Origin of the sequence: Cupriavidus taiwanensis LMG 19424 (genome assembly GCF_000069785.1) — a bacterium.
GTDB classification, from domain to species: domain Bacteria; phylum Pseudomonadota; class Gammaproteobacteria; order Burkholderiales; family Burkholderiaceae; genus Cupriavidus; species Cupriavidus taiwanensis.
The window spans coordinates 466,261-481,143 of the sequence record NC_010530.1 but is presented as its reverse complement, the minus strand read 5'-3'; the positions used below and the strand labels follow the sequence as shown (position 1 = coordinate 481,143).

Here is a 14,883-nt window from a genome sequence, read left to right as displayed (position 1 = left end):
ACATCGGGTCAGCGTTCAGCACTCATGTAGCAATTGATCTCGCAACCGAGGCAGACTTCGACAACTTTCGGCGTGGTCCAGGTACGCATGATGCTTTCTCCAGGTTGCGGCGGTGTCGCATGGCATCGCCTGAGTCAAATCCTTGGGAGACAACCGTGGCTTACTTCCCTTGCGAGTACTTGAATGCAATGATCGAGCCGGGGTTCTCCAGCTTAAACGCGGCGCTGCCGGCGTCTGTCGTCCCGAGGTGGTTCGTGTCGGTCGCCACATAAATCGTGCTGCCATCCGGGCTAACCACCACTTCGCGATACCGGTTAACCGAACGGAACAGCGGCTGGGCGTCGCCGAGCGGCAGAGTCCCGGTCGGGTCGAGTTGCACCCGATAGAGGACGCCGCGTTTGAGGCTTGTGATCAGCAGCGAATTCTCCCAACCGGGAACACCCTGCTTTCCACCACGGTAGTACGCGACGGAAGACGGTGCGATAGTCGGCCAGCAGATGTAATAGAGATCCTTCTCCGCGCAGACCTTGTTGGCGAAGTCGTAATTGTTGTCTACGCTGAAAAACGTCTTTAGCGGCTCCACGAGGTCTGGATCAGACCACTCAGATTCCCGAGTCACTGGCACGCCGTCTGGCGCCTTCAAGCCGTTCGTATAGGTGTCCTTGACGTTCTCGCAGCCACCCTTCGCCGCCGAGTAATTGGCGTACGCATATCCGGCGTCGTCCTTGCGGCCAGCGATGTAGGGCCAACCATAATTGCGGCCCGGAAGGATCAGGTTCAACTCGTCGTCAGTGTTGGGACCCTGATCGGTGGCGAAGAGCTTTCCCGTCGGACTAAACACCATGCCCTGCGTATTCCGGATCCCCCAGGCATAGACGTGACTCTTCACGCCATGGATCGTCGGGTTGTCTGCCGGAATCGAGCCATCAAGGTTCATTCGCAGAATCTTCCCCATGTAGTGCTCCCAGTTCCCGGACTTGACTTCGGCCTCGGTGGGCAGCACTTGCGCCTGGTTCAGCTTGCAGAGATATTTGAGTTGGTTTCGGCCCTGATCGCCGATCGAATAGTAGAGCTTCTGGTCCGGACCAAAAAGCAGTCGCGCGGATTGATGATCCTTTGCGGATGGTAGACCCTTGATAATGTCTACCGGTGATACCAGTTTCTGAGACTTGGCGTCGTACGTATAGCGCCGAATGGCTGTGCGGTTCGGGAATTCCCCACCTTGGCCCGTCGCATAAGTAAGAGAGACGTATACGTAATCGCGACCCTTTCCCTTAAGCAAGTCTGGATGGAGCGCAAGCCCTAAGACACCATCTTGTTCGTCTTCCGAATGCACCGCGTCAGTGATCTCAACTGCGACGGAGATCTTTCCGTTGCGAGGGTCAACTCGAGTAATCCGTTTGGCAATTTGCTCCGTTAACCACAGGTTGCCATCTGGACCGAAAACCATATTATGGGGATTCGCCAGACCGGTCGCCACCACTGCTTTCTCGAAATGCTGCGGCAGCGCTGGCACTGGCGCTCCTGCCGCCGGAGGTAATTCTGACCTGGCTGATGCCCCAATTAATATTAGCGGCAAAGCAAATGTGAAAGCAACCGTGGATTTCATGTTCCACCTCCCATTTCAAGACAACTTCACTATCTTTTTCAATAGAAAAATGCCATTAAAACAGGAGTCGCCAACAAGCGATTTATAGGATGTGGAAATTGGCAAGTCAAGTTAGCCAATGGTGCTATAAGATAGTAATTAAGCATATATATAATGTTCACCCAGCCGATGGCGGAGATGGGTCTCTCAACCGGTCGACAACCGGGATGCCACGGCGTTCATTGCCTGCTGGCGATGATCAAAATGCAGGTGGATCAGATCGCAGAAGCGTTGCATCCTGAGGCTGAGTCGTTATGACACCCGTCATCCGGCTCTGCCCATGCCGCGGCAAGGATTGTGCAACGCTCCGGCCTGTGTAGAAAAAAATGCCGCGGGTTTCACAAGACCCGCGGCATGTGTTCCGGATGCGCCCTTCGCCTTGGCTATCGATAGCCCATCAACGATCTTGCGCCTCCGTGACCTCCCGCTGCGCCGCCGCGATCTTTGCGGGCCAGGTGCTCTTGATATACGCCAGCACCGCAACGATGTCTTGGTCGGACAGCGCTGGTCCGAATGCCGGCATGTCGCTGACATAGCCGTCCGGGGCCGTTACCCCCGGGACCAGGCCATTCCTGGTGATCGCAAACAGCACCGCGTCAGGATGATGCCAGGTATGGCCGGACGCATCATGCGGCGGTGCCGGCATCCGGCCATTCGGCAGCCGCTCGCGCCAGTTGGCCTGGCCCTGCAGGTTGGCGCCATGGCACGCGGCACACTGCTGCGCGTAGATCTTGCGGCCCTGCGCAACGCTGGCGGCATCCGTGGCATCGATGCGAAGGCGCCGCATATCGCCCGCCTTGCCGGCGCCGGATGGCGTCTCAAGGTACCGCCTGGTCTGCAGTGCCACGGCGATGGCAACCGCCACGCCAAGCGCAAGCAGCCCGGCAACAAGCCAGCGTGACTTGCCGGAATTGCTCATGTCGCGCCTGTGCCTTTGGCGCAGGCGTACACCACAGCCGACGGCAACGCCGCGGGCGTGGTGATGCCATCGGCCAGCCATGGGAAAGGAAGCTCCATCACTACGTCTGACTCCTTTAAAAAAGTTCTTCGAGGCAATGGTATGAACCTATCCCTTACCAGGACGTTACACCACCATGACATCCCGGCAAGCGGCATCGGGAGGGGCGGTCGGTCCCGGCGGCAGGCCGATGGCGTGCGCTGTGGTCACTGGCCGGTAAGGGCGCCCGCTCCGCCGATCGCGGCGCAGCGGGCGCGGCCTGCGGGCTAGTGGACCGACCCGGGCTGCAGTTCAACCTTGATCCACCCGGGCTGGCGCTGGTCAAAGGCCTGGTAGGCTTCGATCGCCGAGGTCATCGGCTCGCGCCGCGTCAGGATGGCGGCCGGATCGACGGCGCCGGTGCGCACCAGTTCGACAAGCCGCGGGATATAAGCGCGGTGGTTGCAGTTGCCCATGCGCACCGTCAGGTTCTTGTTCATCGCCGCGCCGATTGGGAAACTGCGGTCGGTGGGCGGATACACGCCGATGATCGACAGCGTGCCGGCCTTGGCCAGCGCGCGGATGGCCCAGTCCAGCGCCTGCGCCGGCGCGTCGCCTGGGACCCAGTTGCCTTGCTCCGTGGGGTGCGCGTGCGGCGCCAGGCGGGCGGCCTCCTGCTCGCTCTCCGGGATGGACGGATCCTGCGCCGCCGGACCATGGTGCGCATGCATGGCATCGACGCCGACGGCATCGATGGCCCGGTCCACGCCGATGCCGCCGGTCAACTCCACGATGGTCTGCACCGGATCTTCGGCATCGAAATTCACCACCTCGGCGCCCTGCGCACGCGCCATGTCGAGGCGGTCCGCCACCGCATCCACGGCAAAGATGCGGCCGGCGCCCATCAGCTTCGCCGACGCGATCACGAACTGCCCCACCGGGCCGCAGCCGAACACCGCCACGGTATGGCCCGGATGGATGCTGGCGAGGTCGGCGCCGAAATAGCCGGTCGGGAAGATGTCGGAGAGCATGATCGCCTGCTCATCGCTGATATTGTCCGGTAGCTTGACGAGGTTGACGTGGGCGAACGGCACGCGCGCCTTCTCGGCCTGCAGCCCCTGGAACGGGCCGGTCTGCTCGGGCCCGCCGTAGAAGGCGGTGCCGGCCTGCTTGCCGTGCGGGTTGGCGTTATCGCACTGGGCGTAGTAACCGGCGCGGCAGTACGAGCAATAGCCGCAGGCAATGGTGGACGGGATCACGACACGGTCGCCCACGCTCAGGTTGCGCACGCCGTCGCCGAGGGCCTCCACCACGCCCACGCCCTCGTGGCCCAGCACCGTGCCCGGCGCCAGCCCTTCCATGGTGCCGCGCACGAAGTGCAGGTCGGTGCCGCAGATGGCGCTGGCGGTCAGGCGCACGATGGCGTCGGTATCCTGCTCGATCACCGGCTCCGGCACGTCATCCAGCCGGATGTCGCCGATCCCGTGAAATACAACAGCTTTCATGGTGTCCTCCAGATGAAGCCGGAGCCACCTCCGGCGAGGTCAGTCGGAGTACCGCCGCTGCAAGGAACGTTCCCAAGCGCCACCCGCTGCGCGGGCGCGGAGACCGCGCGCATGAAGCGCCCGCCTGGCAATTTCTGCTACGCGCCTTGCAATCCATTCCGGCACGCACTAGCGGTGGCGGCGCAGAGACGCTGCGCCGTGGTGACGGCGTGCTGATGAGCCAGGTAATCGGGCGAAGAGAAATGACTTGGGCATGTCGATTGCTAAATTCCACCTGACACCCTCACGCTCGCGCACATTTCCAAGGAGGCACTCATCATGAAGCTCTACTACGCTCCCGGCGCATGTTCCCTGGCGGCACATATCGCCCTCATCGAGGCCGGCCTTCCCTTCTCCACCGAACGCGTCGACTTGCGCGCCCAGCCGCACAAGACCGAGAGCGGCGCTGACTACAAGACCGTCAATGCCAAGGGCTACGTGCCGACGCTGGCGCTCGACAGCGGCGACCAGCTGTCCGAGGCGGCAGTGGTGGTTCAGTACATTGCCGACCAGGCCCCGGAAAAAAAGCTCGCTCCGGCGTGCAATACGCTGGAGCGCTATCACCTGCAGGAATGGCTGAACTTCATCTCGTCCGAACTGCACAAGGGCTTTGGTCCCTTCTGGAAGCCCGACACGCCGCAGGACCAGAAAGAGGCGACGTGGGCGCGCCTGTCACAGCGATTCGACTGGCTGGCGCCGCAGCTCGCGGACAAGGACTACCTGATGGGGCAGTTCAGCGTTGCGGACGCCTACTTGTTCACCATCCTGAGATGGCCGGACCATTTCAAGCTGTCGCTTGAGCGGTGGCCTGCGCTGCAGGCGTATCGAGCGAGGGTTGGTGCGCGGCCGGCGGTGAAGCAGGCGTTGCAGGATGAGGGGATTGGTTGACCTCAGGGCGCCACTGCCTGGCGCTTTGGTGATGGTTCAGGTGCGGCCCAAATCAAGCAGGTCCTGCGGGCGCGCAAGCAGGGGTGTTGCGCAGTGCAACTGCAACGCCGCCGCGGCCGTGTAGCCCCAGGCTACGCCGCGGAACGCCATGCCGGCGTCGCTAGCGGCTTGCGCGTCGCGGATCTCGTCGCCGACATACAAGGCCTCGTCCGGACGCACACCGGCGGACGAGATCAACGCCCGAAGCTTGCGCGTCTTGCCGAACATCGAAATGCCGCAGCTAAAATGGCCGATGCGTTCGCAGACGGCGGGACCGAGGATCGTGCGCACGACGTCTTCGCCGTTCGACGTGGCAACGGCGAGGCTGATACCGCGCAGCGCCAGCGCATTCAGCGTATTGGCCACGTTCGGGAATAGCGAAACCTGCGCGATGCGCTCGTGCATCAGCCGCCTTACATCGACGGTAATGGCAGGCACCTTCCACAGCGGCACGCCAAGCAGCCGCATGATGTTATGCGCGGAGCTGCTGCGCGCTTGCTCGAGCAGATCGCCCTCGAGCGGGCGAAACCCATGTTTGCGGGATGCGACGTCAACAGCTTGCAGAAAGCACTCCAACGAATCGGCCAACGTACCGTCGAAATCAAACGCGATGAGTTTGTAAGTCATGGATAACTGTAAGGATGCCGCGAGGCGATCGCAGAAGGCATGAATAGTGTCACCACTTCGTCCAAGTTCTGAGGCTGCCCCTTAGTTAGAGGCTGCCGTGAGTGGAGCGATAGTATCGAAGCTGGCACAACAGCTGATTGTTCGAATGCTGATGATGCGAGCCGGATTGCATGCTATCGGAACATGTAGTCGACACCGAGTGTGAACGTCTGGCTCTTTACAGCGGCATCGTTGCTGCCTTTCCAGCTCAGCTTGCCGAAGTTCGTGTACTGGCCGCGCAAGCGCCAGTTCGGCGAGAACGCATAGGCGGCGCCGACCCCTAGTGTGAGCAGCCCGGCCGACCGGTTTCTCGATTCCACGTCACCCGAGCGATCACCGTCTACCCAGCCCACGCTCGCGATGCCTAGCAGCGAGAATCGCTCGGTCACGGGCAGATGGCCGACCACGCTGGCCGTCCACGCGCCGATGATGAACTTGTCCTTGCTACCGCCTGATTCCGCTTCCACCGCACCGAGGCTGGAAACCGTACTCTCGACCGACACATAGCGCGAGAACTGGTATCCGCCGCGGAACCCTACCGCCAAGTTGTTGGAGGATACGCCCGTCCATCCCGGACGGTCCGTGCTGAATTTCTGGCGGGTGTAACCAAGATCTCCGCCGATGTACCAGAATCCGTCGGCCGGCGAAGCCAACTGCTGTGCCCGCGCCTCCGGGGCCGTGGCGCCGATCAGCGCGAGAGTGAGAGAGACTGCGCCGAGCGATGTTCGCGCGTGTGCTAAGGTCCGCATGACTTTACCCTTTGTATAAATAAGTTAATGTAAAACGATAAAACTTTGCCGTTGTACAATACAATGGTGACCTTCGCAACTCTTTTCAAACGGAGTATCTGCATGTTTGTTTCGCCTGCCTCCTCAATCCCTGAAGGCGCTGCGCTGCACCGGATCCGCGCGCTGTCGCGCACGATGCAGCGGTTGACGACATTCGGCGGCGCTGTGGCCTTGATCAGCGCCGCCTGGATATGGTTCGGGTCGTCTGCAGCGGAGTTGGAGCGCGTGGTGCGCGGGATCACGCACGCATCCACGGCATATCCCGTGCAGGTGTTCCCGATGCACCGGGCAGCCGGCTTTCTTGCCACCGGTATTGGGCTGACCCTGTTAATCTGCGTGCTGCACCAGGCGCGGCGGATGTTCGTGGCTTTCGGACGCGGCGAAGTACTGACCATCGACACCGCCGTTCGGCTGCGTCGCATGGCGCTGGCATTGACGGCAATGGGGCCGGCGATCCCGCTGATCCGGCTACTCACGGGCCTGGCACTGGTGGGCGTGCCCGGCAAGCCCTATTGGATCGTCGCAATCACGCTGAGCGACTACTTCGTCAGCCTGCTCGGTGGTCTCCTGCTCGCCATCGCGTGGGCGATGCTGGAAGCCGTTCGGGTAGCCGAAGAAAACAAAGGATTTGTCTGAGGAACAATGACGGTATTAGTCAGACTTGACGTGCTTCTGGCGGAGCGCAAGATGAAGTCCCGCGAGCTGGCACAGCGCATCGGAATCTCCGAGCCCAACCTTTCGCTGCTGAAATCGGGGAAGGTGAAGGGCATCCGCTTCGATACGCTCGAACGCATCTGCGAGGCGCTGGATTGCCAGCCGGGAGACCTGCTCGAATACCGCAATGACGCGGCAACGGAAGCCGGCGATGCCACGTAGACACAATCGCGTGGCTGGCGCACCTGGGAGTCTCTCTCAGACCTGATCGCATCTGCTTCAAATTGCGACCTTGACGACAAAGCCCCGCCTCCGTCGATCTGCGCATAGCCAAGCCGCCGGGGCAGCTCCGACAAGGAGCAAGCCCTTGTACATGTTGACCCTACCCTGCTTTTCCCATTCGACGCGTCTGGGGCGTAGAGACGCTCGATACATTCACACGGACCATTGTTGACCGGCCGTTCAAAAACCTTCAAACTGGCGTTATTGAACAATCGTTCCATAACTCGCGAATGGGAGTCGAATGGCCAGGCCAAGAACGTTCGATGAAGACGTTGTTATCGCCCGCGCCGCGGAGGTTTTCGGCCGTATTGGCTACAACGCCTGCTCGGTCGACGACCTGGTGGAGGCCACGGCGTTGCATCGAGGCAGCCTGTACAAGGCATTCGGTTCCAAGCGCGGTCTGTTTGAAAGGGTGCTGGACCAAGCCCTTGTCGGCGAATGGTACCGGGACCCGGCCGTGCTCGACTTGCTCATCACCGCCCTGCGCGAACTCGCGCCAACAGATCTGCCGATCGCTGCCCGTTGCCGCGACGCCTTGCAGGCTTATGGAGAACACGCGGCCGAACTGCTCGGCGCGCGTCTGCTCGATCATCTGCCCACGCACGATTCCAACAAGGAGTAGCGATGCCTCGACTCGAACTGACTGACCGCGAACTGGTTGTCCACCTGACACCGTGGGAATCGATCTGGTCGCTGCGCCGCGGCTTTCGCGTGCCGCTTGCGCAGGTTCGCGGCGCTACCGAAGACAATGGCTTCGACGGCAGAGCGCTGGGCCTGCGCCTTCCAGGCACCTACTTGCCGGGCCTGATTGCCGCCGGCACCTTTATCAAAGGCGGCGACAAGCAGTTCGTCTACACCTCGCGCAAGCTGCAGACCATCGTGATCGAACTGGCCCGCAATGACTGGGCGCGCCTGGTGATCGGAGTGCCCGACGCGCGCGCCGAGGCAGCGCGGATCAACGCCGCCGTCGCCAGGCGTCAGTAGCAGGCGCGACGCGCAAGCATCAAATCCAGGTTCTGCACCGCAGCGCCCGATGCCCCCTTGCCAAGATTGTCGAACACCGCGGACAACAGCACATGCCCGCTTTCGACGTTATGAAATACGCCCAGCTGCATATCGTTCGTACCGTTCAGCGCTTGCGGATCCAGGTGTGTCAGGGCGCCCGACTCATGCAGCGGCAAGACCCGCACGTGAGTTGCCTCGGCATAGTGGCGCGCAAGGCAGGCGTGTAACGTCGCGCCATCCACGCCGGGTGCGAGTTGCCGCAACGACAGCGGCACCGTCAGCACGATGCCCTGGCGGAACGCTCCGTACGCCGGGATAAAAATGGGACGCTGCGCAAGGCAGGCGTGCTGCTGAATCTCGGGGGCGTGCTTGTGCGCGAGTTGCAGGCCATAGACCTGGTATGCAGGCGCTTCGGCGGCTCCCGGCCCCTCATATTCCTCCACGCCGGCCCGCCCGCGTCCGGAGTAGCCGGATACCGCATGGATGCTGATCGGGTAATCGGCCGGCATGAGCCCGGCCTGTGCCAGCGGACGCAGCAGGCCAACTGCACCGGTCGGATAGCAGCCCGGATTGGTGACCCGACTGGATTTCGCAATCTGCTCGCCCTGCCCCGGCGCCATTTCCGGAAAACCGTAGGTCCACTCCGGCTGTGTGCGGTGGGCGGAGCTGGCGTCGATCACCCGGACGGCGGGATTGGCAATGGCGCCCACTGCCTCGCGCGCGGCGGCGTCCGGCAAGCACAGGATGGCGATGTCGCAGGCGTTGATGGCTTCCGCGCGACGCCGCGGGTCCTTGCGCTCCGCAGCGGGCAGTGTGACCAGCCTGATGTCGGTCCGGTGGCGCAACCGCTCGTGGATTTGCAGACCGGTGGTGCCCTGGTCGCCGTCGATGAATACTACGGGTGAGCTCATAGGTGGTTGACCTCCTCTGACATTGGGGTTGAACAAGCATAACGGGGAGCACCTATGTTGCGCGGGCGACTAGAATAGGGAAAGTTGAATTTCGTAAACCAAACATTCAGCCTTCCTGAATCTGGATTTCGTCATGCGAGAGATCAGCCTGGACCGCCTGCGCACCCTGGTCGCGGTGACCGACCGTGGTTCCTTTGCCGATGCGGCGCGTGCCTTGCATCTGGCGCCACCGACGGTCAGCCTTCATATCGCTGAACTCGAAGACCGCATTGGGGCTCCACTGCTGATTCGCAAGCGCGGACATGTGGGACCGACGCCTATCGGCGAGGTGCTGGTGGAGCGCGCGCGCCGGCTGCTGGCCGACGCGGAGCAGGCGCTGGACGATATTCAACGCCAGGTGGACGGGCTCGAAGGGCGTGCGCGTATCGGAGCGTCCACGGGCGTGATCGCGCACCTGCTGCCGCAAGCGCTCGAGGTCCTGCGGGAACACCATCCCGCCATCGACATCCAGATTGCCGTGCATACTTCGGAAGAAACCCTGTCCCGGCTGGTGGATGGAACGCTGGATGTCGGGGTGGTTGCGCTGCCTCAGCCTCCGGTGGCCGGACTGGTGATAAAGCCCTGGCGTCGCGACCCGGTGATGGCCTTTGTGCCGGCGCACTGGCGGTGCCCCGCTCGCGTTACCGCCGAATGGCTCGCCGCCCAGCCGCTCATTCTCAATGACGCGACCACGCGCCTGTCGCGCCTGACGGCGGAATGGTTCGCGACCGGAGGGCAGCATCCCGCGGCGCGCATTCATCTGAACTACAACGACGCGATCAAGAGTCTGGTGGCAGCAGGTTACGGCGCCGCGCTGTTGCCCCATGAGGCCACTACGCCCTTGCCAGACAGTCGCATTGTCATGCGTCCGCTGCGGCCAGCGTTGTGGCGACGGCTCGGCATTGCCTGGCGTGCGGGGTACGTCGAGCGCTCCACGCAACACGTACTGGATGTGTTGTGGGATTTGCGATTGCCGTAGGCGTTGCACCCTGTTACGAACGCTGGTCTGCACAGCGACGCCAATAACGCCGCGGCATCTCAGTCTTAAATTAACTTCATATTGCCTGCCCCGTCGCCGCTGACTAGTATTCTGAGACAAAAAACAAAGGGGGGCTTCCATGCGGCCATACCAGGTTTCCCTCGCAGGCAGGCGATGCTCCGGCAACTGGTTGCCTGCGCAGGTCTGCCCCGGCCTGCCGATCCTCTCCGACCCGTCCACGGCGTCACGCCGCCGACGGCCGCATCGCTACCGACACCCCCTGCCCGCCGCCTGATACAGGCCGGCAGCGCGGCGGCGCAGGGCGTGCGCAGATCGCGCGCCCGCACCGCAGCCCCTGCCGATGATCTCCCTTTCGTGCGGGGGGCAAGATGCGCGTAGTGCTGTATCACGATGACCGTGCCGGGCTCGAGCGCGATTTGCACGCGCATGGCGTGCCCGACCACCTGCCGCTGGATGAGAACGCGCGCGGCATGCTGGCCGTGCTGGTGGTGGCCGACGGCAATCGCGTCACCGAGGCGGCGCAGCGCTGGCTGCGCGCCGAGCCTCGCGCCGACGCCTTTATCGCCGGATGCACCGCCGCCACCCGCTGCCATTGCATCCCCGAGGCGTGGTGGCCGGCGGCGCTGTGCGACCTCGTCTGCGCGCCGGATCATGACGCGCTGCTGACCGAGCTGGCCGCGCGGCTGTGCCGCCTGGCCGAGATCGAGGCGGTACTGGACGCGCCATGGTTGCGCGAGCGCGCCGTTGGCGATTCGCCGGCGTGGCGCGCCACCTTGCGCGCGGTGGCACAGGTGGGCCGCTATGGCCGCGGCACCTGCCTGCTGCTGGGCGAAAGCGGCTGCGGCAAGGAGCTGCTGGCACGGCTGATCCATGATCTCGACCCGGAGCGCAATCGCGCGCCCTTCGTCGTGGTGGATTGCACCACGCTCAGCCCGGAGCTGTCGGGCAGCGAGCTGTTCGGCCATGCCAGGGGCGCCTTTACCCATGCCGTCACGGCACGCGACGGTGCGGTCGCGATGGCCGATGGCGGCACCTTGTTCCTGGATGAAGTGGGGGAACTGCAGTTGCCCCTGCAGGCGCGCTTGCTGCGTGTGATCCAGGAGCGCATGTACAAGCGCGTGGGCGAGGATACCTGGCGCAAGTCGGATTTCCGGCTGACTTGCGCCACCAACCGCGATCTCGAGGCCGAGGTGCAGGCCGGACGGTTTCGCAGCGACCTGTACTTCCGCATTACCCAGTGGACCGTGCGCGCACCCACGCTGGCCGAGCGCCGCGAGGATATCCCGCTGCTGGTGCGGCATTTCCTTGCCGACAGCGTGGCCGGCGCGGGACCGGGCCTGCCGCACGTGATGCCGGAGGTCATGCATTACCTGGTGACGCGCGATTACCCGGGCAATGTGCGCGAACTGCGCAATGTGGTGTCGCGCCTGGCCGAGCGCCAGCGCGGCTTCCAGGTCATCAGCACGGGCGGGCTCGACGGCCCCATGCCGGGGCTGCGGACCGAACTTGCCGCGAACATCGTCAACCCCTGGCCGGAAGCGCTGCGGCATGCCATCGAGGGCGCACTGGACGCAGGGCTGGGCCTGAAGCACATCGGCCAGATCGCCGAGTCCATGGCGGTGCAGGTAGCCGAGAGCCGCCACGGCTGCACCAGCCGCGCGGCGGAGCTGCTGCAGGTCACGCCGCGGGCGCTGCAGTTGCGGCGGCAGGTGCGGCCCGCGCCGTCGGCGTGATGCGCTGGCCGATGCGCGCATCCTTTCCGATGGGCGTTGGCGGCGGCGACGCTACCCGCGCCAGCAGGCGCAACGCATTGCCGCCTGCCATGCGCGCGAATGCCTCGGGCGCGGGACGCAGCGCGCGCAGCTTGGCCAGCTCCAGGCCGGGGTGCAGCCACGGGCCATCGGAACCGAACAGCAGCTTGCCGGGGCCGGCGCGCCGGAACGCTTCCTCCAGCACGTCGAAACGCCGCACGCCCGAGGTATCGGCAAACAGATTGGGATAGCGCGCGATCAGGTCCACCACTTGCCGCTGCGCCGCCCAGTCGTCGGCAAAACTGCCCAGGTGCGCGAACACGAACGCCACATCGGGATGCGTCTGGGCCAGCAGTCGCAGCGCGCCGGTCTCGCCGCCGGGGTCGTACAGCACCGGCAGCCGCCAGTGGCGCGCGGCATCGCAGACCTGCCGGTGGATCGGGGCATCGTGCCGATGCACCTTGATGCCGCGCAGGCCCAGCCGCAATACGGCTTCCTCGATCATGCGGTGCGTGCGTGCCCGGTCGCGTTCGGCATGGATCATGGCAAAGCCGGTAAAGCGCCCGGGATCGGCCCGCGCCAGCGCCGCCACGTCGCGGTTGCCGCGCACGTAGTCCGACTGGAACACGGGCAGCAGCACCGAGCGCCCGATGCCGGCCTGGCGCGCGCGCCGGACATAGTCGGCCAGCGGCGCGGTGGTGTCCCACGGGCCGGTCATGCCATCGCCCTGCCCGGCATGGACATGGAAATCGACGATCATCGCGACAGCTCGAAGCGCTGGCCCGGGCCGTAGCGCAAGTCGTTGGCGGCGCCGGTCAGGATGCCGGACGGGACCAGGTTGCGGATCGACAGGCCGGTGCCGACGGTGACCGTGCCGCGCAGCTTGTCATTGGCCAGCGCGAAGCCCTTGTTGGCAAGGGTGCGCACGATGGCGTGCTCGACCGCGGCCCGCTCGCCGGCGCTGGCCACGTTGGCGGTCCAGACCGTGAGCGGCGGCGCGCAATGGCACGCGGCACCGGCGCGGGCGCTGCCTTGGCGCGCGTGATACCAGCCATGCACGCCTAGCCGCGCCGGCAGGCTGGCCGCCGTGCCGACATAGACCGGCGTCGCGCCGCGCTGGAACAGGTAGACGCCAGCGCCCCGCGTGCCGCGCGCGGCCGCGTCCAGGTTCGGCCAGCGCCGCCATTGCAGCGTCACATCGGCCGATCTGGGCGCGGACTCGAATGCCAGTTCCGCGAGCGCGGCCGCGCCTTCGTACCGGCTCGGCGGCGCGCGCCACCGGTCCAGGCTAAGCCCCACCAGCGACAGCCGCCCCGCCTGCCGCCGTGCCAGCAGGCAGGCGCGGCAGCACGCGCCGCCACTGTCCAGACGGCTCTCATACCGCGCCGTGCCGCGGCGCGAGGGCGTGCCGGTGCGCCGTGCGCGCGCTACCAGCTGGCGCAGGTCGGTCAGCAATGCCTGCGGCGGCGTGCCGGCCGGATAACGCCGCACCTCCGCCAACAGCCGCAGCAGCCGGCGCATGCGCCACGGCGCCAGTTCCAGTGTTTCACCTTCCGCAGTCTTGAACATGGAGGCTCTCCCGATAGGCCGGCGGCGCACGCCCGCGCGGCACGGCCGGCTGGCCCGCCAGCAAGGCAAGCGCCTGCAGCAGGCCGTCAATCTCATGCGTCGCATGGCTGGCGCGCACCACCACCGCCACGGCACAGCGGCCTTCGGCCTGGCGCAGCAGCGCCGTGCGGAAGCCCGCCGCGCGCAGACCGGCGTGCAGCGCACGGGTGCGCTCGGCCGACCCCAGCCGCAATTGCTGCATGGGGTGCAGCGGCACGCTGACCTGCAGGTCCGGCAAGCGGTGCTGCGCCAGCCAGCGCAAACCGCGCCGCAGGCGCCGGACCCGCTCGAGCAAGGCCGCCCGCAGCGCGTCGCCATCGCGGCGGTTGCGCGCCATTGCGTTCAGCCCGGCCAGCAGCGCGGCCTGCGAGGCAGCGCTGCAATGCGCCTGGGTCGGGCCGTCGCGGGCGATCTCGCCCACCAGCGCCGCGGGACCGCACAGCGTGGCCAGCGGCGCGCCAAAGGCCTTGGCCCACGACGCCAGCAGCACCACCGGCTCGGCGGGCGCCAGGCCCGCGAAGCGCAGCAGCCCGCCCCCGCCGCTGCCCCACGGACGCCCCGGGCCGGGTTGCGCGCCAGCCAGTCCCAGCAGTTGCGTGTGGTCGACCACCACCAGGCCGCCACGCTCGCGCACCAGCGCGAGATAGCGGTGCAGCGCCACCGGCGCCCCTTCGCGGCGCGTGCCGTCGGTCACGATCGCGGGCGGACGGGTGCCGGTGCCCTGGCGCAAGCGCCGCGCGAGATCGGCCAGATCGGCATGCCGGAACAGCGTGACCGCGGCCCCGAGCCCGCGCACGCGCTCCAGTCCCCAGCGCATGACCGGATAGAGCGTGTCGTCGGCCACCAGCGCGTGCGTGCGCCCGAGCCGGTCGAACAGGTCGAGCGACAGGTGCAGCGTCGACGGCCCGGCCAGCCCTGCCTCGCAACCCTGCAGCGCCGCCGCCTGCGCCGCCAGCGTGCCTGCCAGCGGCGACACCGCCAGCGCGGCGGGCGTGCCGGTGGTGAGGGCCGCATAGCTGCCCAGCTGCGCGGCGGGATGCGCCATGCCCAGGTAGAGCGCCGACGCGAAATCGATCATGGCCGCCTGCCTCTCCGCTTGCCTTGCCGTCCTCGCCCTGCCACG

At 65.3% G+C, this 14,883-nt stretch carries 18 protein-coding genes; 8 read left to right on the top strand and 10 right to left on the bottom strand.

Going from position 1 to position 14,883, the window contains the following annotated elements; translation table 11 throughout:
* Nucleotides 1-8: 8 nt before the first annotated feature.
* A complete protein-coding gene (pqqA, locus tag RALTA_RS31095) occupies nucleotides 9-89 on the bottom strand; it encodes a pyrroloquinoline quinone precursor peptide PqqA (protein WP_081479498.1) in 81 nt (26 codons plus the stop codon).
* 71 nt (nucleotides 90-160) lie between these two features.
* Entirely contained in the window at nucleotides 161-1,516 is a 1,356-nt protein-coding gene (locus RALTA_RS17870; protein ID WP_157877190.1) for a glucose/sorbosone family PQQ-dependent dehydrogenase, read from the bottom strand.
* A 246-nt stretch (nucleotides 1,517-1,762) separates the two neighbouring features.
* Here RALTA_RS17870 and RALTA_RS30310 point away from each other — a divergent pair, with 246 nt between their 5' ends.
* Nucleotides 1,763-1,906, top strand: a complete 144-nt coding sequence (locus tag RALTA_RS30310; protein WP_157877187.1) for a hypothetical protein — start codon at nucleotides 1,763-1,765, stop codon at nucleotides 1,904-1,906.
* Nucleotides 1,907-2,045: 139 nt separating this feature from the next.
* Here the strand turns inward: RALTA_RS30310 and RALTA_RS17865 are convergent, their stop codons facing one another.
* Together RALTA_RS17865 and RALTA_RS17860 are read right to left on the bottom strand one after the other, a co-directional pair.
* Complete coding sequence (locus tag RALTA_RS17865) at nucleotides 2,046-2,567, bottom strand: c-type cytochrome (protein WP_012355285.1); 522 nt, start codon at nucleotides 2,565-2,567, stop codon at nucleotides 2,046-2,048.
* A gap of 305 nt (nucleotides 2,568-2,872) precedes the next feature.
* Nucleotides 2,873-4,090, bottom strand: a complete 1,218-nt coding sequence (locus RALTA_RS17860) for a zinc-dependent alcohol dehydrogenase (protein ID WP_012355283.1) — start codon at nucleotides 4,088-4,090, stop codon at nucleotides 2,873-2,875.
* 318 nt (nucleotides 4,091-4,408) lie between these two features.
* Here RALTA_RS17860 and gstA point away from each other — a divergent pair, with 318 nt between their 5' ends.
* On the top strand, nucleotides 4,409-5,017 hold the full coding sequence (gene gstA, locus RALTA_RS17855) for a glutathione transferase GstA (protein ID WP_012355282.1): 609 nt from the start codon (nucleotides 4,409-4,411) through the stop codon (nucleotides 5,015-5,017).
* Nucleotides 5,018-5,053: 36 nt separating this feature from the next.
* On the opposite strand, the gene RALTA_RS17850 is transcribed toward gstA, so the two are convergent.
* Nucleotides 5,054-5,683, bottom strand: a complete 630-nt coding sequence (locus RALTA_RS17850) for an HAD hydrolase-like protein (protein WP_012355281.1) — start codon at nucleotides 5,681-5,683, stop codon at nucleotides 5,054-5,056.
* A gap of 173 nt (nucleotides 5,684-5,856) precedes the next feature.
* Nucleotides 5,857-6,471 carry a porin family protein gene (locus RALTA_RS17845; RefSeq protein ID WP_012355280.1) on the bottom strand — a complete coding sequence of 205 codons (615 nt, stop codon included), beginning with the start codon at nucleotides 6,469-6,471 and terminating at the stop codon, nucleotides 5,857-5,859.
* Between the two features lie 102 nt (nucleotides 6,472-6,573).
* Between RALTA_RS17845 and RALTA_RS17840 the strand changes: the two genes are divergently transcribed.
* The 4 genes from RALTA_RS17840 (at nucleotide 6,574) to RALTA_RS17825 (ending at nucleotide 8,430) form a co-directional block, all read left to right on the top strand.
* Nucleotides 6,574-7,146 carry a hypothetical protein gene (locus RALTA_RS17840; protein ID WP_012355279.1) on the top strand — a complete coding sequence of 191 codons (573 nt, stop codon included), beginning with the start codon at nucleotides 6,574-6,576 and terminating at the stop codon, nucleotides 7,144-7,146.
* 6 nt (nucleotides 7,147-7,152) lie between these two features.
* Nucleotides 7,153-7,386, top strand: coding sequence for a helix-turn-helix domain-containing protein (locus tag RALTA_RS17835; RefSeq protein ID WP_012355278.1), 234 nt, complete (start codon nucleotides 7,153-7,155; stop codon nucleotides 7,384-7,386).
* A gap of 301 nt (nucleotides 7,387-7,687) precedes the next feature.
* Nucleotides 7,688-8,068 carry a TetR/AcrR family transcriptional regulator gene (locus RALTA_RS17830; protein WP_012355277.1) on the top strand — a complete coding sequence of 127 codons (381 nt, stop codon included), beginning with the start codon at nucleotides 7,688-7,690 and terminating at the stop codon, nucleotides 8,066-8,068.
* A gap of 2 nt (nucleotides 8,069-8,070) precedes the next feature.
* A complete protein-coding gene (locus tag RALTA_RS17825; RefSeq protein WP_012355276.1) occupies nucleotides 8,071-8,430 on the top strand; it encodes a hypothetical protein in 360 nt (119 codons plus the stop codon).
* Here the strand turns inward: RALTA_RS17825 and argC are convergent.
* Nucleotides 8,424-9,362 carry an N-acetyl-gamma-glutamyl-phosphate reductase gene (argC, locus tag RALTA_RS17820; protein WP_041232450.1) on the bottom strand — a complete coding sequence of 313 codons (939 nt, stop codon included), beginning with the start codon at nucleotides 9,360-9,362 and terminating at the stop codon, nucleotides 8,424-8,426. The genes RALTA_RS17825 and argC overlap by 7 nt on opposite strands.
* Nucleotides 9,363-9,495: 133 nt before the next feature.
* Between argC and RALTA_RS17815 the strand changes: the two genes are divergently transcribed.
* The gene (locus tag RALTA_RS17815; protein WP_012355274.1) at nucleotides 9,496-10,380 is read left to right on the top strand and encodes a LysR family transcriptional regulator; all 885 of its coding nucleotides are present in this window, start codon (nucleotides 9,496-9,498) and stop codon (nucleotides 10,378-10,380) included.
* Between the two features lie 389 nt (nucleotides 10,381-10,769).
* Nucleotides 10,770-12,134 (top strand): sigma 54-interacting transcriptional regulator, encoded by a 1,365-nt coding sequence (locus RALTA_RS17810; protein WP_012355273.1) that lies wholly within the window; start codon nucleotides 10,770-10,772, stop codon nucleotides 12,132-12,134.
* On the opposite strand, the gene RALTA_RS17805 is transcribed toward RALTA_RS17810, so the two are convergent.
* The 3 genes from RALTA_RS17805 to RALTA_RS17795 are packed head-to-tail and all read right to left on the bottom strand — an operon-like array spanning nucleotide 12,079 to nucleotide 14,838.
* Nucleotides 12,079-12,912 carry an amidohydrolase family protein gene (locus tag RALTA_RS17805; protein ID WP_012355272.1) on the bottom strand — a complete coding sequence of 278 codons (834 nt, stop codon included), beginning with the start codon at nucleotides 12,910-12,912 and terminating at the stop codon, nucleotides 12,079-12,081. The two genes, RALTA_RS17810 and RALTA_RS17805, sit on opposite strands and share 56 nt — an antisense overlap.
* Nucleotides 12,909-13,721, bottom strand: coding sequence for a hypothetical protein (locus RALTA_RS17800; RefSeq protein ID WP_012355271.1), 813 nt, complete (start codon nucleotides 13,719-13,721; stop codon nucleotides 12,909-12,911). The genes RALTA_RS17805 and RALTA_RS17800 overlap by 4 nt, the downstream gene beginning before the upstream one ends.
* The gene (locus RALTA_RS17795; protein WP_012355270.1) at nucleotides 13,699-14,838 is read right to left on the bottom strand and encodes an aminotransferase class I/II-fold pyridoxal phosphate-dependent enzyme; all 1,140 of its coding nucleotides are present in this window, start codon (nucleotides 14,836-14,838) and stop codon (nucleotides 13,699-13,701) included. The genes RALTA_RS17800 and RALTA_RS17795 overlap by 23 nt, the downstream gene beginning before the upstream one ends.
* Nucleotides 14,839-14,883 lie beyond the last annotated feature (45 nt).